Source organism: Paenibacillus sp. FSL K6-1230, assembly GCF_038002385.1.
Lineage (GTDB): Bacteria > Bacillota > Bacilli > Paenibacillales > Paenibacillaceae > Paenibacillus > Paenibacillus massiliensis.
The window spans coordinates 622,961-644,435 of the sequence record NZ_JBBOCK010000001.1; the positions used below are offsets into that span (position 1 = coordinate 622,961).

Here is a 21,475-nt window from a genome sequence, read left to right on the forward strand (position 1 = left end):
TTCAATCAAGCCTGTTCACTTATTAAGAGACACGGCACCGGCACAGGCTAGGGATTTTGAACTGCTCTAGGTAGCTGAGAACCAAACATAGTTCATATGAATTAGTTAGATGAGATAAGGAGCTTGAGCTCGGCATCGTGCCGGGCTCTTATTGTTTTTCGTAGTATGGGAGGTTCTATACAAAAATCAGTTGTAATACAGGAAGCTACGTTGTGCATACAGGAGATTAAGCTGGGGTATGCAATCATGTAGCCATTTCTCAGCATGCTCCTTACATGTTCTCTAGGTAAGCTCATGAACAGACCAATTTGTCATAGAGGCTGTTGTTCCTCCAAGGTTAAGGCTCAATGTAAGACCGCTTGATGCATAGAAGACGCCAATGACATCGCCTGCAGTCAGCTGGAAATCTCCCGTAAGTGTCACTGTGGCACTGCCAAGAACTGCTCTCAAGTTGAGCAAAGTTACATTGACATTCAGAATAGGGAGAAGTCCAGTAACCAGATCTGTAGTGGTGGGAGGAGTCCTTCTTAATACAAAGCTGGGGTTGACCCCGGCGCCCAGACTTAATGCAAGTGCCACTGTTGCTAGCTAGCAGGCTTGTGTATTTTCTTTATTTTTGAAATGTTTAGCGGTTAGCTTGGGAATCTGAAGTGGCTGGTTTGGGGAGTAAAGGTTACATGTATTCAACCCTTTGTAACCACTACTGTCATTTTTTGCTGGAGCAACAGGCGTATAATTCACGGAGTGGAGAGTTGCTCTGCAAATGTAGTAGAATCTAATGATGGAGTTTATCGTGTTGTCTCACTTGCGACCTCATACAAATTAATACAATTAACCATAAATCTACATCTTGAAGAAATCATCTGATCATGAGAAAATTTCCAGGCACCACGCGCTGGAAAACGAACAACGAAAGGTACGTACATCATGTCAAAATCAACCAGATTTAATTGCGCTTTCAAGGCCCTCCCGTTAGAAGCAAGGGCGACCTCTATGGCTGAGGGGGCACAGGCATGTCGCCATTAACAAAATCCACAAGGCACATGAACGGGCTGGATGGTCTGCGTGCGCTGTCTGTGCTAGCGGTTATCGCTTACCATCTAGGGATCGATAGCATCCCAGGCGGCCTGCTAGGTGTCGGTATTTTTTTCGTGCTGTCAGGCTATCTCATTACAGATCTGCTGCTGAAGGAGTGGCAGGATAACGGGCATATTTCATTGAAGGAATTTTGGTTGCGTCGTGCAAGAAGGCTGCTGCCTGCGATGATGACGATGATGCTTGTAGTTCTGATCTGGCTGTTATTTACGGACCCGACTCGTCTGAGCGCATTACGCGGTGATGTGATCGCAGGGTTATTATACATAAGTAATTGGTACAATATTGTTCACCAGGTGTCTTATTTTGAGAGCTTTGGTCCGCCATCGCCCTTTGGGCATTTTTGGTCACTAGCGGTGGAAGAGCAATTTTATGTGCTGTGGCCTATTCTGCTGATGCTTGCGATCGCTATGCTCCGGAAAAAGGGGCTGCTCATTGCAGCTATTCTCGGAGCAGCGGTAGTGTCTATTACAGCCATGGCCATCCTGTATAACCCGGACGTTGACCCTTCCCGAGTGTACTATGGGACAGATACCCGAGCATTTGCCTTGCTCATCGGAGCAGCACTGGCAGTCATCTGGCCGAGTCGCAAGCTGTCCTCCTCATTATCTCTAGGGGAACGAACGGTACTGGACCTTACAGGTGTGGTGGCCTTGGCTTTGCTGGTCTGGATGATGCTCAGCAGCGGAGAATATGATGAAGCTCTGTATCACGGTGGTATGGCCGTGCAAGCGCTAGCAGCAGCTGTACTTATAGCCGTGTTAGCACATCCATCCTCCATTCTGGCCAGACTAGTCGGCTCCTTGCCGCTGCGTTGGATGGGACAACGCTCTTATGGGATGTATTTGTGGCACTATCCCGTGATTGTACTGACTAGTCCACTCGTTGAGACTGGCGGTGCACATCCGCTCCGGATGCTCATGCAGTTCACGGCTACGTTACTCTTATCCTCACTGTCACTGAAGTACATTGAGAATCCGATCCGCTATAATGGCTTTGGTCTGTCCTGGTCCCGCTTCTGGAATCCGGGGCGGTATCGTCGAGGGGTTCGACATGTATGGTGGCGGCGCGCTGCGCTGCTGCTCACGATGGGAATTCTATCGTTGAGTGTGACGGAGATGCTATCCCCGACTTCCGCCCATTCCAATCATCAGCAGGGGCAGGGCGGTGCTTCGGCAGGGGATACAGCCACGGTGCAATCGCCAGCAGATGGTACAGAGGGAGGCAACAAACCAGACAAGAGTCTGCAAGCACCGCACCAGCCAAGGGCAGGAGATGCTGGTAGCAAGGGAGCAGGGGCATCATCATTGTCCTCATCGCAATCTCATGCTCAAGCTCAATCAGACGCATCTGGAGAACCAGCTCCTGTGGACGGAAATCCATCTGCTTTCTCTGCCCCCACGCCAGCGACAGACGGGGGAGCGGATTCAATACCTGCTATAGCGGCGGAGAACGCAGTACCGAAGGATTACCTGTATACAATCATCGGTGATTCCGTCATTCTGGATGCTGAGCCTTACCTGGAAGATAGTCTGGAGCGGGTATACGTCGACGGCCATATTGGCAGGCAGATGTGGCAAGCGGCAGGTATCATCAAGGCACTTCAGGACAATCAGCAGCTTGGTAAGCATGTCGTTCTGGAGCTTGGCACCAATGGTTCCTTTAATTCGAGGGACCTCTATGAAGTGCTGGATAGCTTGAAAGCGACAGAGAAGGTATATCTTGTAACGGTGCGGGTACCCCGACCTTGGGAGCGTAATGTTAACCGAGCGCTTAACAAGGCAGCTACAAAATATGATAATGTAACGCTGATCGACTGGTACAGTGCAAGTGCGGGGCATGATGATTATTTCATCAAAGACGGTGTGCATCTGACGAAGACAGGAGCCCAAGCGTTCGCTGCACTCCTGAAGAAGAATATACGATGAAGCTGAGCAACTAATAGAGGTAGAGAATGCAGTATTTCAGCGATTAAGCAATTAAGCAATTAAGCAATTAAGCAATTGAGTAATTAAGTATTTGAACTATTAAATGATTAAGGAAAATCAAATTCTGGAAATGTGGCACATCTCTTACTTACAAAGGGGTGTGTCTTTTTTTGTAGAAGATTTCCTTGGATCTCACATGACGTCTGCGCCTGTGCTAACATGCTGCCCGTGGGCTGTCAGCTCCTTGTATGATTAGTATGTCTTGTACATTGACAACAGCAGTGTACTTAAGCGTCGAATGGAGATCTAACTAGTGTCTATGAAATTCGAGACCGTGCTATGATAGGGAAATAACCTTGATGGGAGGAGCCAAAAGGATGGAAATATGGATAGATTATTGTGAGGACAAGCTGGGGGCAGTTCGCGATTATCCGTTTGGCCCAAGTCCGTTAGTGATGAAGGTAGGAGGAAAAATGTTCGCATTGTTATCGTTGGACAATGATGTGCTCCATATTTCACTCAAGTGCGATCCGGTCATTGCCGAGAATTTGCGAGAGCAGAACGAAGCGATTCAGCCAGGCTATCATCTGAACAAGAAGCACTGGAATACAGTACGGGTGGACGGGGTCTCCATCTCTGATGATGAACTGAAAGCGATGATTGATCATTCCTACGAATTGGTATATAAAAGCTTGGGCAGGGCGGCTCGTGCCGAGATTGCCGAAGAACAGAAGTGAGAATACAGAGGGGGTAGACGAGGCTGTATGCAGGTATCCTGTGTACAGCCTTCTTTGTGTGGGCTAAGAAAAATAATGTTTACCATCCACCATTTATTATTAGATACAATAATTGACAAAGTGAGAGGATGGTTTTATATTAAACTAGTAAATTCAGGAAAAGGAGAGTTTGAAATGTTGAAAAAACTGGCAGTCTTTCTCAGTGCTCTATTAGTACTGACCGTTAGTGTAAATGTTACTCCAGGCTATGCAGCATCTGCTGCGGGAGACGAGGAGGAGCTACAGCAAGTTGAGCTTAACATCGATTCACAGGCGCTCTCTGCCAAGGAATATGACCAACAATCGGCATATGAAGCTCTGCCCCAAGATGTGCAGGCTAATTCATTATTCTCTTATTCCCAAAACAACGAGTTGACGAGTGAAACTGTAGATGTTAACTCTTTGGTAGCAGAGGGATTGGATGAGCAAGCTGTAGCTACACAATTAAGAGCAGAGACCTCCGTCACAGCGGCTACATACGAGACGCCGGATAATACGACGATCGGTGGCGCCATTCAGATTCCACCAGGCTATCAGCTGCAAGGATTAGTTACGGAAGAAGGGCAGAATCGCTGGTATTATACATACGTGGACAAAGCGAACAAGCTTACAGTACGTATGGACCCACCAGCTTCTACATCCGTAGACTATAGTCTGGCCCTGTACAAAGAAGATCCTGCTACAGGTGAACTGTCCTTCGTAGCTTATTCTTTGAAGGACGCAGGGGTTTATGAGCAGCTGAGCTATGTAGCTACACCAGGATATTATGTCATTCTTGTACAATCCAATGTAGGCTTTGATACGACGAATCCTTTCACCCTGTCGGTAATAGCTTCTGATAGCTATGACAGCAGTGAGCCGGATGACAATCCATGGTTCGCCAAGGATCGTGGATCCGCGCCGTTTACCAGCAGTCAGACGATTGATAACTTCTTGGATGAGGATTGGAGCAAAATAACGATTACCGGCACAGGAAGCCCAATCATGATTAAGTTCGGGAATACCTCCCAATATGGGGACTACAAGCTCTATCTCTATGGAAGCAACCTGGCCAATCTGGGTGTCTTTGATCAGAACTCGAACATTACCGGGACACTGCCAGCAGGTGATTACTACATTATGGTATCTGCACCACAAAAATTCGATTCCACAACGCCATACACACTTAGCGTTAGCTACCAAAGTGCTGATGTGTATCGTGTGAATATTACTGGCGTCAGCAGTGAAGAGAGTGGCTTTATTAACTATGGCTCAGGCAATATGTATCGTGTTAAAGGAAATACTACCTTCACAGGGAAAGCCTTTGACGCTAGTGGTAATCCAGTAGCCAATGCCCAGGTTACGGTGAAAGTCACTGTACGAATCAATAATACTGTAGTGTCTACGACGGCGAACACAGACAGTCAGGGGAACTTCCAGGCCACTATGAGAATTCCTGCTGCGGCTGGATATTCCGTGTACTACAATGGTAGCCTCAGCAGGCACTACTACGATATTGTACCGATCCGCTTTGAGAGCGGCGGCGTGAATGTGAACGCTAATATCAGTAGCTTGTATCATTTTGCTTATTCTATTCGTAACTAAGAGACCTGCGAATCGTGACCTAGGAACTACCATGTAGCATCAAAGGCGGTACCTAGCAGATCATGCCCCTGTAGACCTGAGAAGGCTACGGGGGCATTGTCTATAGTTACGTGGTCGATAGGCTGATGTTGTTAAAGGATGCAGGCGTAATACGGATAAAGCTTAGTTGGGAATGTGTTGGGCAGACAGCTGTAATACCTCATGGTGTCTGGCCCATAACTAGTTAGTGTGCTCAGGGGATATTATATGTAGGATTACATAGGACATTGGAGTGCTGAAATACATAGTAAGTGCACAGTGAGTACACAGTAAGTACACTATATGTGCATAGTAGGATACAGCCAAGGACACTGTAAGGGCACAGCGAGTAAATATAAGTTTGATGTGTGTCGAACAGAATGCACGTAGGGTCTCATTAGGATGCCTAATGAAACGCATATACATACGAATACATTGGCTCAAAAGATACATTCATGCGTACATACGAAAACATCATAAAAGGCCAGCAAGGAGGCATCCTTGGCTGGCCTTGGATTCATTTGCGTAAAAAAGCTCCGTGCACGATGTCACGGAGAAGAAAAAAAAGTTATGACACTTATGAGTATACTAGAGTATATCAATTTAGTATATACTTATTTGCATGATTCATCGTGTTAATTCATGGATATTGGAGCTTATGTAGATAGGATCTCATCTGTTGGAATTAGGACTTATTGTGAATTAAATAAGCTGCTGGTGTTATGTATAATCTAAGTACAAGCCTAGACGACAATAAGGATTCGGGCAGAGGGGGTGCTGGCTTGAGAAAGCAAGGTGTAAACGGCAAAGAGAGCAGATTACGACTGCTGAACGCAGCTGCAGAGGAATTTGCCTTGAATGGATTTTACCAGACGAAGATCAGCTCCATCGTGGCCCGGGCAGGGCTGACGCAGCCCGCATTTTATCTATATTTTGAGAGCAAGGAAGCAGCTTTTGCAGAGCTGGTGGACGATTTCCGGAAGGAAATGAATCAGGTGGTGCGCGATAGCCACATACAGCCAGGGAAGAACAGAGCCGATCTGCAGCAGGCTGTAGTGGTCTCATTAGAGCAGATATACCGCTATTTGGCGGAAAATCCTGCCTTGACGCGCATTGGATTTTATCAATCTACAGAGTCTGTTCGTATCAAGGCCGAGGTGGCCAGACTTATGGAACGGAATCTGATTGAGGAGCAGCGCTTCGGGTATTACCGGCATGATCTGGATACGGAATTTACGGCGGAATGTCTACTCGGGATTATTGAGCGCTTGACACTGATCAAGCTGCTGCCCGGTCGGGAGGGTCCATCACAGCTGGCGCAACGTACACAGGATCTCTTTTTTCACGGCATATTGGATAACGACTACGGAGAAGACGGCAGAAAATAGGCGCGAGACGGGTCAAATGACCCAGTCCCTCCAATACATTAGCGCATAAGATGCTTGTGTAGACTATGGAAGGGAGGAAACAATGATGTCAGGCGTAGGCCCAGGTTATGGAGCGTTCACCTCAACAGGTGCTATCTTGGTATTGTTTATTCTGCTGGTCATTATCTCCAAGGCTTTCGTAGTTTAATGTCCAACATTTCTGGTACCTCCAATATGTCTAGAAGGGAGGATGTACACATGAGCGAAGTGAATTCCGCATACAACGGTGGATGTGGCTACCCTGGTGGTCTTTGGACTTCCACAGGCGTGATCTTGGTTCTCTTTATTCTGTTGGTAATTATCTCTCGTACATTTTTCCTGTAAGCAATAGTGGGGAGTAGCACTCTTAGGTCCTGGCGCTGAGGCGTCAGGGCCTTTCTTATGATCAGGTCCGCCGGTGAATAACCGGGGGATTTTTTTGTAAGACCAGGCTAGTCAGTAATTACTGGCTGGCATATTTTTATGAAATTTTGTTTGTACCCTGTTTGTGGACGGGAGGCTGGAAGATGCTCAGAAGTGAATGAAAACGCACCCTCCATCAAATTGTTTGCTGTCTTCCGATTAAGAAAGGGGAAATGGCGGTAATGTATCATGAGACGGTTTCACGGATATTTACATATTGACACACCTGTATATACAAGTTAGAATGAAGGCGTTATCAGAATACTTGTATATACAAGTTGTCTATGTGGAAACGATGATGTGCACCCAGCACAGAAATCATGTATATGACGATACGGAGGTGCGGAAGTATGGCGGTAAATCGCAAAGCAGTTGAGGATATTGTCAAAGCCATTGGCGGCAGCGGCAATATTGAGGTAGCTACACACTGTGTGACCCGGTTGCGTCTTTCTCTTGTGGATGACAGCAAGGTGGATACAGCAGCGCTGGATGCTAACGAATTGGTAAAGGGACACTTCTCCACACAAGGACAGTTTCAGGTCATTATTGGTCCTGGATTGGTGGACTCGGTGTACGAGGAATTCATGAGTATTACGGACTCCAAGCGTGCGACCAAGGAGGAGGTTAAGGCAGCAGCGTCGGGTAAGCTGAATCCGCTTCAACGTGCAATCAAGACACTGGCAGATATCTTCATCCCGATCTTGCCTGCAATCGTGACAGCAGGTCTTCTGCTGGGGATCAACAATATTCTTACAGGCAAGGATATCTTCTTTGAGGGCCAGGCACTTGTGGAAGTATATACGCAATGGGCCGATTTTGCAGCCATTATCAATACTATAGCTAATACGGCCTTTACATTCCTGCCAGCTCTTATTGGTTGGTCGGCGGTCAAGCGGTTTGGCGGGAGTCCGCTGCTTGGCATCGTACTTGGATTAATTCTTGTTCATCCAGATTTGCTTAGTGCGTACGGCTACCCGCAGGCTAAGATTGACGGTACTGTACCGATGTGGAATCTGTTCGGTCTCCAGATCGAGAAGATTGGCTATCAGGGGCAAGTGCTGCCCGTGCTGATCTCCGCCTATGTCCTGGCCAAAATAGAATTATTCCTGAACAAGCGAATTCCTGACAGTGTGAAGCTGCTGGTTGTGGCTCCTGTAGCTTTGCTCGTCACCGGCTTCCTGGCCTTTATCGTAATTGGGCCCGTTACCTTCGCACTTGGAAATATGCTGACAGCAGGCTTCGTGGCAATTTTCGACCATGTAGCAGCATTGGGAGGTCTGATCTACGGTGGATTGTATGCGCTACTGGTTGTAACGGGGATGCACCATACGTTCCTTGCGGTGGATATACAGCTCATTGGCAGTACAGGAGGGACGTTCCTGTGGCCTATGCTCGTTATGTCTAATATTGCCCAAGGTGCAGCCGCACTGGCGATGTTCTTCGTTGCCAAGCAGCAGAAGACCAAGGGTCTGGCTGCGACATCCTCTCTGTCAGCCTTCCTGGGTGTAACCGAGCCAGCTATCTTCGGGGTGAACCTTCGCTATCGCTTCCCGTTCATCTGTGGCATGATTGGAGCGGCGATCTCCAGTGTCGTTCTGATGATGGGCAAGGTGCAGGCTGCTTCGATCGGAGTTGGTGGCATCCCAGGCTTCCTGTCCGTTTTCAAGCAATATTGGGGCATCTTCTTCCTGGGTATGGGAATCGCATTGATCGTGCCATTCGTTCTGACGTATGCCTTCGGCGTATTGCGTAACCGTAAGGGGACGCTGGAGCAAGGAACTACAGAAGATACACAGGTGGTGAGCAGCTAATGAGTATAGAGAGGACTACTGAGCAGAAAAGAATTCACGATGGTAGACAGCATGCAGAGAGCAGTAGCCACGATATTCCTTGGTGGAAAAAGGCAGTCGTCTACCAGATCTACCCGCGCAGCTTCCAGGATACGACTGGCAATGGAGTGGGGGATATTCAGGGAATCATCTCCCGACTCGATTATCTGGCTTCACTGGGAGTCGATGTGCTGTGGCTGACGCCAATCTATGACTCGCCTCAGCAGGATAACGGCTATGATATCCGGGATTATTACAGCATCTATCCTGAATATGGAACGATGAAGGATGTACAGGAGCTCATCTCGGAAAGTCATACCCGCGGACTGAAGCTGATGTTCGACATTGTCGTCAATCATACCTCAATAGAGCACGCCTGGTTCCAGCAGTCACGTGCTTCGCGCGATAACCCATATCGAGATTTCTACATCTGGAGAGACCCTGTGGACGGCGGCCCGCCGAATAACTGGAAGTCGAAGTTCGGAGGCCCCGCGTGGGCCTTCGATGAACAGACAGGTCAATATTATCTGTGCTTGTTCGATAAGACGCAGGCGGACCTGAACTGGGAGAATGAGCAGGTACGGGCTGAGGTGTACAAAATGATGAAGTTCTGGATAGAGCAAGGGATCGATGGCTTCCGGCTGGACGTCATCAATCTCATCTCCAAGGATCAGGACTTCCCGAACGATGATGGACGAATCCCGCCAGGAGATGGCAGGCGGTTCTACACGGATGGTCCACGAGTGCACGAGTACATGCATGAGATGAACCGGGAGGTATTCGGAGATGCACAATTCGTGACGGTGGGCGAAATGTCGTCCACGACGATTGAGCAGTGCGTGCTCTATTCGAACCCGGATCGACGTGAGCTGAGTATGACGTTCAACTTTCATCATCTGAAGGTAGACTATCCGGAAGGGGAGAAATGGGCGCTGGGGGACATGGATTTCCTGAAGCTCAAGCGCATATTGTCTTCCTGGCAGGAGGGCATGCATGAGGGAGGTGGCTGGAATGCGCTGTTCTGGTGCAACCATGACCAGCCGCGCGTCGTGTCCCGGTATGGAGATGATGGAGTCTACCGTAAGCAGTCTGCCAAGATGCTGGGGACGGCTATCCATCTACTGCAAGGCACGCCTTACATCTATCAGGGAGAAGAGATCGGGATGACTGATCCCGGATTCGAGACCCTGTCTCATTACCGGGATGTAGAGAGCTTGAATATGTACCAGCTCATGCAGGAGCAAGGTCTGCCTGAAGAGGAGATCCTGACGATCCTGAAGCAGAAATCCCGGGATAATTCTCGGACGCCTGTGCAGTGGAACGGAGGAGTGCAGGCAGGCTTCACTACAGGCACACCATGGATTCCGATCGCTGCGAACCATGAGCATATCCATGTGGAGGAAGCCCTGGCTGACCCGGAATCGGTCTATCATCATTATCGTGCGCTTATTCGCTTGCGCAAGGAATATGAGATCGTGACTACTGGCAGATTCGAGTTGCTGCTGGACGAGCACCCTACTCTCTTCGCCTATGCGAGATGGGGAAGCGATGAGCACCTGTTGGTTATTAATAACTTCTATAATGAGCCAGCATACTTCGAGCTACCCAAGGATTCAAAGCTATTCGCCTGCAAGCCGCAGCTACTGCTGTCCAATTATGCGGATACTCCCGAAGCACCACAGAAGCTCACCCTGCGTCCTTATGAATCGGCTGTATATCTCATGAAGGAAGTATGAGCGCAATTCCACATCGACAGCGAATCATGCTACAATTACTGACGGTGAGAAGGAATGAGAGAAAATATATTTGTCACAATATATCATGAGCTAGTGGAGCAGATTCAATCAGGTCAGCTACGAGCAGGAACGAAGCTTCCTTCGGAAAGCGAGCTGGCTGAAGCCTACAATACGTCACGTGAGACGGTTCGCAAGGCTTTAACAATGCTGTCACAGAATGGGTTCATCCAGAAGATCAGAGGCAAGGGCTCCTTCGTGCTGGAGCTGGGCCGTCTTAGCTTTCCCGTGACGGGGCTCGTCAGCTTCAAGGAGCTGTCGGGAACGATGGGCAAGCCCACCCGGACGCTCGTCTATCAGACGGAGCTATTGCCAATGGATCGGTACATTCGCAAGCAGCTGCAGCGGGAGGATAACGCGCTTGTCTGGAAAGTGCTGCGTGCACGCGAGATTGAGGGCGAGCGGGTCATTCTGGACAAGGATTATTTTGATGCCAAGATTGTACCTGACTTGACTCCTGAGATTGCGGAACAATCCATCTATGATTATCTGGAGGGCAGACTGGGACTGGAGATCAGTTTCGCTCGCAAGGAAATTACCGTAGAGCCTGTCGATGAGGATGATCGACGCTATATGGACCTACAGGGGTATGAGCAGGTTGTGGTGGTGCGGAACTATGTGTATTTGAGGGACGCCATGTTGTTCCAATATACCGAGTCCAGGCATCGGCTCGACAAGTTCAGATTTGTTGATTTTGCCCGGCGTATGAAGCCATAAGCTTTGCCAGCCGCTCCGAAATTGTACAAACCGTGTAATTCATGAAAACGTGATTAATTGTGCAAACTCATGAAATCATGGAGCCATGCCAACTCTCGATTTCATGAATTCATGAAATCGTACAAACGCAAAAAGACGATTCCTCATAAAGAGCGAATCGTCTTTTTGCGCTAGGGTCCTATAGCCTCAGAATCTCCTCAATGGCCTTCATAATGGGATACGGCCCCCGGCTCTGGTTAGAGGTGATGACGAGCTTCAAGTCGTGCTGAGGGTATACAGCGGAGACGAAGCTGACGCCAGGGTCAAAGCCCATCAGATGGTATTTGCGAATCTCCTTCTCCTGCTGCTCAATCCAGATTCCGTATCCGTAATAGGATTCATCCTGTTCGTGTACATGCGGGGTGAGCAGCTGCTGCAGCAGCTCATGTCCAAGCAGTTTGCCACTCATAAGAGCATTCCAGAAGCTCAGCATATCAGGAGCTGTAACATAGGCCCCACCGTCAGCCCCGCCTTTGACAGGCACCGAGAAAATATTCGTTCGCCAGCTGCCGTCATCGTTCTGGATATAGCCGAGGGCTGTATGGCGTGGAAGATTATCCATAGCAAAATACCCAGAGGAGCTCATGCCACTTGGGGCAAAAATATGACGTTCCACATAATCGGTGAAACTGCTCCCCGTCTGCTGCTCTACAATTAGGCCAAGGACGATAAATCCTGCATTGTTATAGTGGAATCGCTCACCTGGCTGAAACTTCATAGGTGCTTCACTGAACATAGGGAGGAAGTCACGAAGCTTCCGCAGTCCATACACCGGGCGCTGCTTCCATAGCGCCTCAAAATCATGCATTACTTCCTCGTCGAAATAATCGGGAATTCCTGCCGTATGCGTGAGCAACTGCCGAATCGTAATTCCTGCATCCCATAGTGGAAAATCTACACTCAGGCAGTCCTTTAGTCGTGTGTCCAGTGACAGCTTACCCTGCTCCACCAATTGGCAGATGCTAACGGCAGTGAACACCTTGCATCCAGAAGCAATGCCGAAGCGTGTATCGAGCTGAATCGGCAGGTCCTCTGCCCGATTCGCCTTGCCACGTGTCATGGTGAGAAGGGGGCTATCCCCTTTCGAATAAAGCAGGATGGCCCCTGAGAAATCTACACGTTCCATCGTCTCATGTAATTTAAGCGTCAATGTATTAATTGTTGTTGAAGTGATTTGTGTCATGTAGTGAAAGTCCTTTCTTCCATCATGGAACTCCATTTTCCATCAATATACATATAAATCGAAATCATGTACAGATCTACTAGCACGGAGAAGTGACAGCGGAGCGACAAGTACGGAATGAGCAGTGAAGGATCGCAAAGGGAAAATTATTAGTCATAGAACCAAGACGTACATGAAGGATTTGGAAATGAAGATTATTATGAAGAAATAACGCCATCAAATGATGTCACAAACACTTTCTTAGAATTGTTATATAGGCATCAAGACAAGGAGGTGAGCCAGTGCAGGCAACCATCCCCGGGGACATGCAGGTAAAACGTGATAAATACCAGCGCATCGAACAGGCCGTAGAGCGGGTCAAGGCTGGCGAGCAGGAGGCTTATGAGATCATTATTCTGGAATTTGAACGCCAGATGTATACCTATTGCTATTACATCTTGAGGAACCATGAGGAGACAGAGGATGCCGTACAAGATATTTTCATAAGAGCTTATGAGAATCTTGAACGGTATCAGAGGCAGGCGACCTTCTCGGCGTGGCTGTATAAGATAGCCTACAACCATTTAATGAATATCAAGAAGAAGCAAAGTCGCTGGCTGAAGCTGGTGAATGAGTTCAAGAAGACGGAGCCTGTCGTGCAGGTATCCCCTTATGCCACAGTTATTGAAGAGCTGTTGACCTATCTGACACCGGAGGAGCGTCATATTCTGCTGCTGAAGGCTGTTGAGCAATACAGCTTCGATGAGATCGGGGCAATCATGAACATCAAGCCAGCCACACTACGCAAGAAATATGAACGACTTCGTCGTAAGCTAATGGAGCATACAAGCAAAGGAGGATTTCTGCATGGACAGACAGCCCGTTCGCACTTATGAGCAAGAGCTTGAACAGCTGGAGCAAAGGATTCAGGATTCCCAGATGCCGCGAGGAAGTATGAGTAAGGAAATCATGAACAAGTTAGGAGAACGTACCATGACCAGACAGCGAACGAAATCCAAGATAGTACAACGGACTGTAATTGCGGCCTCTGTAGCTGCTGTATTGGGAACAGGTGTAGTTGGAGCAGGTTTTGTGTCGCCGACGATGGCGAGTGCTTTGAAGCAAATCCCGGGTATCGGAGCAGTGTTCTACGGACTGAATGCGGATGAAATCCAGCGAGCCGTAGATCAAGGTATTCTGACGCAACCGCTTGAACAAGTCACGAAGGACGGCGTTACTCTAACGCTGACGAATGTGCTGTATGATGGTACTCGTCTGAGTTTCTCCATTGAGCGCGAGGGTGAGATTTTTCCGGAGAACGCCGCAAGTCCATACATTCCTATGGATGCTAAGATGGAGGGAGGGGACGATGAGTGGGTGAAATCCCGCAAAATCCCTGAGGAAAAACAAGAAAAGGGCTACATTAAGTCTCCCGAGATTTTGATTAATGGTCAGAAGGTCACACTCTTTGGGAGCTTTGGAGATGATCCATCCAATTTGAATGCCGTCTTTGCGGAATATACCGAAGTAGATGCCCTACCGAATGAATTTGAACTGACCGTTCGTACGGAGGTGACCCGGGTAGATGGAGCTTATGAGTTCAAGGTGCCTGTAAAGCTTGACCAAAGTAAGCTCACCGTTCAGCCGAATGAGACGAAGAGCAGCGGAGACTTCAGCTACACGGTGAAGAAGCTGGAAACCACCGCGACAAGCACACGTCTGATACTGGACAGTAAAGGAGAAGTACCTGTTTCATCTGAGCAGACAGGAGAATATGCTCCGACCATGATGTATTATGAGATCGTGGATGACCAAGGCAAGGTGCTGGAGCAGCGGAGACTCGGATTCTTCCACAGCAAGCCTCTAACCGAGTACCATGTGGATGAGTTATATGCTGCCATTAGTCCGAACGCCAAATCCGTTACGATTAAGCCGTTCACTTTCACTATGAAGCCTGCGGATTGGAGTGTTGTTGGTGAGAAGCTGGACGACAACGGGAAGATTATCAGCAACGGAGACAGGACATATCTCAAGGAACTGGAGATGAACGTACCGCTGGAGCGTTAATTCATAATCAGGAGCAGGATTGTTCAGTAGATAAAGTAGTAAGGCTATGAATAATCTATCGGATGAATTAAAGTATAGGTAAGCAGCCATCTGCCAGTTCGAAGGAATCTGGCGGATGGCTGTCTTCTATTTGTTGCCTGGATCAGCTCAATCTGAATATTCATGTTCACCTGAGCATATCCGCCAGCACAGGAGCAAGGAAGCGTTCGAATACCTCCGTAGGCGGCTTGTCCCGCTTGCGCTTATCGTTCGTGAGTACTGTAACGATCTCAAGCTGGGGTATGACATGCACGAACTGTCCTCCGTATCCACGGGCGTAATAGTACCTAAGGACATTATCTGTAGAAGCATCAGGATACTCACGTGAATCAGCTTGATTAGTATCAGCTTGATTAGTATTAGTTTGATTCGAATCAAACTGATAGGTATCAGACCACCAATGCCAGCCATAGCCTCCGCGCCAGGGTGGCTCTACAAGTATAGCCGCCTGCGTGGATCTGGCGACCAGCTCGCGTGAAATGACCGTTTGGCCTTTCCAGACGCCCTGTTGAAGGTATAGCTCTCCGAATTTGAGCAGATCGTCTGGGCGCATCCGTAGGCCAAACCCTCCGGTATGGATGCCTTGCGGGTCCTGATCCCATGAATAGGCTGTAATGTCTAGCGGTCCGAATAGTTGCTGCTCTGCAAACCGGGTAACGGACATGCCAGATGCTTGGACAAGAATGGCCGTTAACAGCTGGGATACCCCGGAGTTATACTCCATTCGTGTCCCGGGCGTGTCTCTTAAGGGTTGGTCCAAAGCGAATTCCACCCAATCCGCTGTACGTGTCATACGGGGAAAGGAATTATCGCCGCCGAACTCAGTCCAATCGAAGCCGGCTGTCATCGTAAGCAGTTGCTCCAGTGTAATTTCTTTTTTGCGCGAATCACTGTCGTGTCTTAGCTGCGGAAAAAACTCCGTGATGGGGGTGCTTGTACCCGGCAGCATGTCATGATCCATTGCAATGCAGATCAGCGCGGACACAATACTTTTGGTGCAGGAGTTGATCTTGGCTACATCTGTTGCAGCCTCGGTATTCCGATAATGCTCATATATCAGCTTCCCCTGGTGACTAATAAGACAGCTTCTCAGGTCAAGTGGTGGAATGATGGTATCCAGATGAGAGAGATTCATAAGGTTCCTTTCTGTAGGTGCTTGGCTCTGTGCCTGTTATTTTCTGTTATTATACCAGTAAATAATGAAGTGCATGCTCGTGTAGATGAGCATTAGCTTCGCACAGGATTCTTTAGCCTGAGCAGTGAGTGATCCCCCCTATAGCTACTATTAATTAAGTACGTTGACTGATCTAATTTCATGGTGAATGATCTGGAAAGGGCAGTGGTTAACGGAAAGCGACTCAATACTCACATTTGATCTGGTAGAGGTACTGGAATTGGAGTAATTTGAGCTGCATCACTATGGTACCAACAGGTCTATTTGACAAGCTACAAGGCGGATGCTAGATTACAATCATATTTTACAGGCTAGTCTACAGGCTCAGTGTAGCGTACTCGTATTGTACTGAGCATTATTGGATAATAAAGATAACAGCGAAGCTATTAAGCAGATAACAGGGAGTGGAGTATAACGTATGGAAGCCATAACGGTGAACAATATTACCGACCTGATCGGCGGTACCCCAGCTGTGCGTCTTCGCAATCTCGTAGGCCCCGAGGACGCGGAGGTGCTGGTGAAGCTGGAATACTTCAACCCTAGCGGAAGCGTCAAGGACCGCGCAGCCCGCAATCTGATCGAGCAGGCCGAGCGTGACGGGATACTGCAGCCAGGTGCGACGATCATCGAGCCGACGAGCGGAAATACCGGGATCGGACTAGCCATGAATGCCGCTGCCAAGGGATATCGTCTCATTATCACGATGCCCTCTAACATGAGCAAGGAGCGGATTCAGATTATGCAGGCGTACGGAGCGGAGGTCATTCTGACCCCTGGGGAAGAGCGTATGCCAGGTGCGATTCGTAAGGCTCAGGAGCTGCTGGTACAGATCCCGGGCAGCTTCATGCCCCAGCAGTTCGAGAACCCGGCGAATCCGAATGCGCATCGTGGTACGACTGCCCGGGAGATTATGCAGCAGACGGGGGGCAGGCTAGATGTCTTCGTTGCAACATCAGGTACAGGTGGAACCATTACGGGGACAGGGGAGGAGCTGCGCAAGGAGCTACCGGATCTACGGATTGTGGTCGTGGAGCCACAGGGCTCTCCCGTGCTCTCCGGGGGGGAGCCTGGGCCGCACAAGCTGGTCGGTACGAGTCCGGGCTTCATCCCGCCCGTGCTGAATCGTGAGGTCTACGATGAGATTATGCAGGTCAGGGATGAAGACGCGCTGAATACGATGCGCCAGCTCGCACGACAGGAAGGAATACTGGTCGGCCCCTCTTCCGGTGCATCGGTCTGGACAGCAATTCAGGAGGCACGGCGCCTTGGAGCAGGTAGTAGGGTGCTATGCATTGCCCCGGATAACGGGGAGCGTTATCTAAGCTCAGGTATCTTCGAACTGGAGAATGCTCAGCCTTAGCCGCATATAGGTGGGTAGAAGAGCGAAGCTTCTATATAAGGTAAGGCTGGGTGAGGTCGGTTAAGAGCGACCAATGCAGCAAATGCAGCCCAAACGGCCAATACAGCAAATACTTAAAGCATGGAAAATCGGAATAAAGTTACAATTCTGAGCACAATCGTTATACGTTCTGGTTCGACGTAAGCGTATGAGGTGTTATTTCAGAAGTGGATAAGGCAAAAAGCCAAGCTCCCATCAATGAACGGGAGTTTGGCTCTTTTTATATATGGCGTGTATGTTAGTACGTTGACAGCGAGCTTACCAATGGTCGACAGGGCCGGCTGGGCTCCCACTTGCAGAAGCTGCCTGTACACTCACAGGTAATCTGGTCGAGGCAGTAAGTGGTACAATCAGCAAGAAGTGCAGGACCCGATCATCCTGCTCCTAAATGGAATTCGCCGCATAGAAACCAGAACGCACGGCGCTGCCCACCTTGCCGATCTTTACACAGTCCCCAATGAGACTAGTCTTGTGCCCATACGTGGCTCGAATAAGCTCAGCTATCGCGTAATTTCTTCTCATACCAAATGCATTGATCATGGTGTCTGCTTCAATGAACACTTTGGTGCCGTCACTTCGTTCAGCATGCAGGCCATGTTCCTCAAACGAAAGAACCTTATGCCCACCAAGAATCTTCACACCATAGCTATCGAGCATCGGCATTAATGCTGCCTTGTTAATATACATCACATCCTGACCTGCCTCAGGTCGCATCTCAACGATCGTCACTTGCTTGCCTTCCATAGCCAGCTCCAGACCCAGATCACAGCCGGTCAATCCACCGCCAGTAATCACAATGTGCTCTCCACGGACAAGCTCCTTTTGCAAATGTGCTTCGATTGCACCAACGACATGACTACCGTCAATGCCGGGAATCGGTGGTACGAGCGGTACTGCACCAGCACCAATGAAGATGTGATCCGCTGCTGCGAGGATCGGGTCCTCTGGCTTCATTTCATAATGAAGGTGTAACTCCACGCCCGACTGCTGCAGCTGACGCTCATACCAGCCAATCAAGGCACGCAGTTGGCCTTTGAATTCAGGGGTAGCTGCGCTGGTTACCTGTCCGCCGACCGTTGCCTCTTTCTCGTACAGTGCCACACGGTGCCCCTTGAGCGCTGCTACCCGTGCTGCTTCCAGACCGGAGGGCCCGCCGCCGATGACCACAATGTTCTTGGGCGTGTCTGTCTGATGTATGGCAAAACGCTTCTCGTTCGCAGCCTGTATGTTAACCGCGCAGCTAATCTTGGTATTTCGCTCGATGATCCGGCCAATGCATTCCTCGTTGCAGCGAATGCAGGGACGGATATCCTCACGCCGCTTGTTCGGTAGCTCGGCGTCAGCGATGAGGGCCCGTCCGAACATCACGAAGTCGGCATCGCCTGACTCGATCAGACGCAGGGCACTCTCTGGCGTGTGGCTGCCCGAGTTCAGAATGGGTATGCTCACGGCCTGCCGAGCAGGTGCACAGATATAATCCATGCAGGCATCCCCCAGATAAGCTGGTGGGAAAATATAATCAATCCGCTCGTAGGAGCCTGCGTCAATATCAATCGCATCGACTCCCGCGCGCTCCAGAATTTGCAGCATTTCGAGGCTATCGTCCACGGTTCGCCCACCTTCAAAGCGATGATCCAGCGCGATCCTGAACAGGATCGGCATGTCCGGGCCAACGGCTGTGCGAATGGCCTGGACAATCTCGACGGCGAATCGCATCCGTTTCTCAGTCGTTCCGCCGTATTCATCCTCACGTTGGTTCCAGATCGGGGACATGAACTGATCAATCAAATAACCGGCATGGGCATGAATCTCGATACCATCGAAGCCGGCCCGCTTCAATCGGGCTGCAGAATCGGTGAATTGTTCCATGATCGTCTGAATTTCCTTGACGGTGAGTGGATGACACAGGACGTCTGGGTTATAGATGGCTGGGATCGCCGAGGCAGACACAGGGGGCTTCCCGGAACGGTCTGGCAACGCATTACGCCCGGTACCACAGCTTAGCTGTGCGATAATCTTCGTACCGTGATGCTGCACGGCATCGACGAGATCAGTCAGGAGCGGAATGACATAATCCTTTTCCACAATTCCCTCCAACACACCCTGTGCCAGATCCTCCGTCAAAAATTGTGCACCGAGAATGATCATTCCAGTCCCGCCCTTGGCCCGCTCCTCGTAGTAATCAATCTCTTCCAATGAAATTCTGCCATCGGGACTTGCCGAGTTGGTGCCCATAGGCGACATCACGATCCGGTTCTTCACTTCCATGCTGCCGATCTTGAATGGGGTGAACAGTCTGTCGTACGAATAGCTCATAGATGTGAACCTCCTGCTGCATAGTGTCTGTTAACGCATGATTGTAATGGAATAGACGACGAATCCAAATGTTACCCGTGAGTAATATAATTCATTTAAAATATATAGGAGGTGGATACACGAATAAGTGAAAATAGTCACAATTTATGTTTTTTGTTCGTTGAACTCTGATTAAAGACATGATAGGGAGCCTCAACAGGCTCAATCTATCGCATCCTTCGTATGACGGTTTATTTTCTTCATCTTTCTAGAGTAGAGCTTGACTTCAGCAGGCCTGAAATAGGCAGAGATAAACGATAAAATATGGAAACTTTTATGTAATCATTACGTCTAATGTACTGGAAATGGTTTTTATTTACAGATCAATCATCTGAAAATAAAGGAGCTCACGCATGATCAGAAAAATTGGAGCAACACTGCTGCTGTTATGCATGACGGTAACCCTCCCCTTGACCGGGTGGGCTGCTGGAGCGAAGACGGAGATACAGATCGTGAAGTCTGCCCTGGATCATGAGCCGATATGGCCGCAAAGTGACGGCGCCTTCCACGATGGGCTGCTGTTCTCTCAATTGGCGAACGGTGAGAGAGTATACTACAACACTAAAGGCGTGCCCGCATTTACGTTACCTTCTGGCGTGAAGGCTGTCTCTGATTTTCGCGAGCAGCGAGCTATAGTCAAGGACACGACCACAGAGCGATATGGTTATATCAATACGCAAGGAAAGCTCGTAATTCCATGTAAATATGCAGAGGTTGCTCCTTTTTCGGAGGGCATCGCCCATGTGAAGGATGCGGAGGGTGGTGAGTTCTTCGTGGATCGTGTCGGGGCCATACAGATAACACTGACATCGGTCTATGATTCAGAATTTCAATTTGCCGAAGGGCTGGCTACAGCCTATGCGAAGCCAACAGGGCGTCTCGGATATGTGAATACCAAGGGAGAACTGGCTATTCCTTATGCATTCGACTACGCCCGTAACTTCTCGGAAGGGCTCGCTCTTGTGGGCAACGATGCAGGACAGTATGGCTACATTAATAGTAAGGGCAAGCAGGTCATTCCGTTCCGCTATGTCTCGGCAGGGGATTTCCAAGAGGGGCTGGCTCCGGTGCAGAATGCTGCGGGCAAGTGGGGCTACATTAACAAGCAGGGGAAGACTGTAATCGCTCACCAATTTGCAGATGCCTGGGGCTTCTCGGAAGGGCTCGCTGCTGTGTTTAATAAGAATAGACAGGTAGGGTACATCAATTCAGCGGGCAAGCTCGTCATTGGGTATCAGAAATACAATTCTGCAGGAGAGTTCTCCCAAGGGTTCGCTCGTGTAGGTATTGTCTCGAAAAATAACCCAAGTGGAACATATGGGTATATCGATCGCCAAGGCAGACTGCTAACGAAGCTGGAATACACGGACGGATCATCTTTCCAACGGGGCTATGCAATTGCAATCAAAGACGGCAAGGGATATATTCTGGCTAAATCCGTAAGGAATAGCAGCGTGAAAAAATAAAAAAATAAAGATTCTCTGGATCGAAGCAGAAAGAGCCAGCACTTCTTGAATGAAGGGCTGGTTCTTTCTTTTGTGACTTAATACAATTTCTATTTCGAATGGTCTTTTCTGTAAATCAATACCCTCATTCATCCGATAGATGTATATAATGGATAATCAAAATCTTATAGAAATTTTTGGTCATTATTTGAAATTATTCGATAAT

16 protein-coding genes and 1 pseudogene are annotated in these 21,475 nt (G+C 49.0%); 13 read left to right on the forward strand and 4 right to left on the reverse strand.

The window, feature by feature from the left end; translation table 11 throughout:
* Window positions 1-282: 282 nt before the first annotated feature.
* The gene (locus MKX74_RS02750; RefSeq protein WP_341177430.1) at window positions 283-579 is read right to left on the reverse strand and encodes a hypothetical protein; all 297 of its coding nucleotides are present in this window, start codon (window positions 577-579) and stop codon (window positions 283-285) included.
* Window positions 580-1,013: 434 nt separating this feature from the next.
* Here MKX74_RS02750 and MKX74_RS02755 point away from each other — a divergent pair, with 434 nt between their 5' ends.
* The 9 genes and pseudogenes from MKX74_RS02755 (at window position 1,014) to treR (ending at window position 11,569) form a co-directional block, all read left to right on the forward strand.
* On the forward strand, window positions 1,014-3,023 hold the full coding sequence (locus MKX74_RS02755; protein ID WP_341177431.1) for an acyltransferase family protein: 2,010 nt from the start codon (window positions 1,014-1,016) through the stop codon (window positions 3,021-3,023).
* 377 nt (window positions 3,024-3,400) lie between these two features.
* On the forward strand, window positions 3,401-3,760 hold the full coding sequence (locus tag MKX74_RS02760) for an MmcQ/YjbR family DNA-binding protein (RefSeq protein ID WP_341177432.1): 360 nt from the start codon (window positions 3,401-3,403) through the stop codon (window positions 3,758-3,760).
* A 174-nt stretch (window positions 3,761-3,934) separates the two neighbouring features.
* Complete coding sequence (locus MKX74_RS02765; protein ID WP_341177433.1) at window positions 3,935-5,383, forward strand: Ig-like domain-containing protein; 1,449 nt, start codon at window positions 3,935-3,937, stop codon at window positions 5,381-5,383.
* An 800-nt stretch (window positions 5,384-6,183) separates the two neighbouring features.
* On the forward strand, window positions 6,184-6,789 hold the full coding sequence (locus MKX74_RS02770) for a TetR/AcrR family transcriptional regulator (protein WP_341177434.1): 606 nt from the start codon (window positions 6,184-6,186) through the stop codon (window positions 6,787-6,789).
* A gap of 85 nt (window positions 6,790-6,874) precedes the next feature.
* Window positions 6,875-6,976 (forward strand): hypothetical protein, encoded by a 102-nt coding sequence (locus MKX74_RS02775; RefSeq protein WP_018887453.1) that lies wholly within the window; start codon window positions 6,875-6,877, stop codon window positions 6,974-6,976.
* Window positions 6,977-7,026: 50 nt separating this feature from the next.
* Window positions 7,027-7,152 carry a hypothetical protein gene (locus tag MKX74_RS02780; protein WP_018887452.1) on the forward strand — a complete coding sequence of 42 codons (126 nt, stop codon included), beginning with the start codon at window positions 7,027-7,029 and terminating at the stop codon, window positions 7,150-7,152.
* Between the two features lie 428 nt (window positions 7,153-7,580).
* Window positions 7,581-8,990 (forward strand): annotated as a pseudogene (gene treP / locus MKX74_RS02785) (PTS system trehalose-specific EIIBC component); the annotation flags it as partial.
* 50 nt (window positions 8,991-9,040) lie between these two features.
* Window positions 9,041-10,795: an alpha,alpha-phosphotrehalase gene (gene treC / locus MKX74_RS02790; protein WP_341177435.1), complete on the forward strand. Its 1,755-nt coding sequence runs from the start codon at window positions 9,041-9,043 to the stop codon at window positions 10,793-10,795.
* A gap of 54 nt (window positions 10,796-10,849) precedes the next feature.
* Window positions 10,850-11,569 (forward strand): trehalose operon repressor, encoded by a 720-nt coding sequence (gene treR / locus MKX74_RS02795; RefSeq protein WP_025681340.1) that lies wholly within the window; start codon window positions 10,850-10,852, stop codon window positions 11,567-11,569.
* Window positions 11,570-11,747: 178 nt separating this feature from the next.
* On the opposite strand, the gene MKX74_RS02800 is transcribed toward treR, so the two are convergent.
* Complete coding sequence (locus MKX74_RS02800) at window positions 11,748-12,791, reverse strand: serine hydrolase domain-containing protein (protein ID WP_341177436.1); 1,044 nt, start codon at window positions 12,789-12,791, stop codon at window positions 11,748-11,750.
* 281 nt (window positions 12,792-13,072) lie between these two features.
* Between MKX74_RS02800 and MKX74_RS02805 the strand changes: the two genes are divergently transcribed.
* Window positions 13,073-13,666: an RNA polymerase sigma factor gene (locus MKX74_RS02805; protein ID WP_018887447.1), complete on the forward strand. Its 594-nt coding sequence runs from the start codon at window positions 13,073-13,075 to the stop codon at window positions 13,664-13,666.
* A complete protein-coding gene (locus MKX74_RS02810; RefSeq protein ID WP_341177437.1) occupies window positions 13,638-14,837 on the forward strand; it encodes a DUF4179 domain-containing protein in 1,200 nt (399 codons plus the stop codon). The genes MKX74_RS02805 and MKX74_RS02810 overlap by 29 nt, the downstream gene beginning before the upstream one ends.
* Window positions 14,838-15,003: 166 nt before the next feature.
* On the opposite strand, the gene MKX74_RS02815 is transcribed toward MKX74_RS02810, so the two are convergent.
* Window positions 15,004-16,011: a serine hydrolase domain-containing protein gene (locus MKX74_RS02815; protein WP_341177438.1), complete on the reverse strand. Its 1,008-nt coding sequence runs from the start codon at window positions 16,009-16,011 to the stop codon at window positions 15,004-15,006.
* A 457-nt stretch (window positions 16,012-16,468) separates the two neighbouring features.
* Here MKX74_RS02815 and cysK point away from each other — a divergent pair, with 457 nt between their 5' ends.
* Entirely contained in the window at window positions 16,469-17,410 is a 942-nt protein-coding gene (gene cysK, locus MKX74_RS02820) for a cysteine synthase A (RefSeq protein WP_341177439.1), read from the forward strand.
* Window positions 17,411-17,833: 423 nt separating this feature from the next.
* Here the strand turns inward: cysK and MKX74_RS02825 are convergent, their stop codons facing one another.
* Window positions 17,834-19,765 carry an NAD(P)/FAD-dependent oxidoreductase gene (locus MKX74_RS02825; RefSeq protein WP_341177440.1) on the reverse strand — a complete coding sequence of 644 codons (1,932 nt, stop codon included), beginning with the start codon at window positions 19,763-19,765 and terminating at the stop codon, window positions 17,834-17,836.
* 392 nt (window positions 19,766-20,157) lie between these two features.
* On the opposite strand from MKX74_RS02825, the gene MKX74_RS02830 reads away from it, so the two are divergent.
* Window positions 20,158-21,270, forward strand: a complete 1,113-nt coding sequence (locus MKX74_RS02830) for a WG repeat-containing protein (RefSeq protein ID WP_341177441.1) — start codon at window positions 20,158-20,160, stop codon at window positions 21,268-21,270.
* The last annotated feature ends 205 nt before the right edge of the window (window positions 21,271-21,475 follow it).

Bases quoted from the DNA above. Each gene is read 5' to 3' on its own strand.
- MKX74_RS02775 (WP_018887453.1), top strand. From the start codon at position 6,875: ATGTCAGGCGTAGGCCCAGGTTATGGAGCGTTCACCTCAACAGGTGCT.
- cysK (WP_341177439.1), top strand. From the start codon at position 16,469: ATGGAAGCCATAACGGTGAACAATATTACCGACCTGATCGGCGGTACC.
- MKX74_RS02780 (WP_018887452.1), top strand. From the start codon at position 7,027: ATGAGCGAAGTGAATTCCGCATACAACGGTGGATGTGGCTACCCTGGT.
- MKX74_RS02760 (WP_341177432.1), top strand. From the start codon at position 3,401: ATGGAAATATGGATAGATTATTGTGAGGACAAGCTGGGGGCAGTTCGC.
- treC (WP_341177435.1), top strand. From the start codon at position 9,041: ATGAGTATAGAGAGGACTACTGAGCAGAAAAGAATTCACGATGGTAGA.
- MKX74_RS02765 (WP_341177433.1), top strand. From the start codon at position 3,935: ATGTTGAAAAAACTGGCAGTCTTTCTCAGTGCTCTATTAGTACTGACC.
- MKX74_RS02755 (WP_341177431.1), top strand. From the start codon at position 1,014: ATGTCGCCATTAACAAAATCCACAAGGCACATGAACGGGCTGGATGGT.
- MKX74_RS02825 (WP_341177440.1), bottom strand. From the start codon at position 19,765: ATGAGCTATTCGTACGACAGACTGTTCACCCCATTCAAGATCGGCAGC.
- MKX74_RS02830 (WP_341177441.1), top strand. From the start codon at position 20,158: ATGATCAGAAAAATTGGAGCAACACTGCTGCTGTTATGCATGACGGTA.
- MKX74_RS02815 (WP_341177438.1), bottom strand. From the start codon at position 16,011: ATGAATCTCTCTCATCTGGATACCATCATTCCACCACTTGACCTGAGA.
- MKX74_RS02800 (WP_341177436.1), bottom strand. From the start codon at position 12,791: ATGACACAAATCACTTCAACAACAATTAATACATTGACGCTTAAATTA.
- MKX74_RS02810 (WP_341177437.1), top strand. From the start codon at position 13,638: ATGGACAGACAGCCCGTTCGCACTTATGAGCAAGAGCTTGAACAGCTG.
- treR (WP_025681340.1), top strand. From the start codon at position 10,850: ATGAGAGAAAATATATTTGTCACAATATATCATGAGCTAGTGGAGCAG.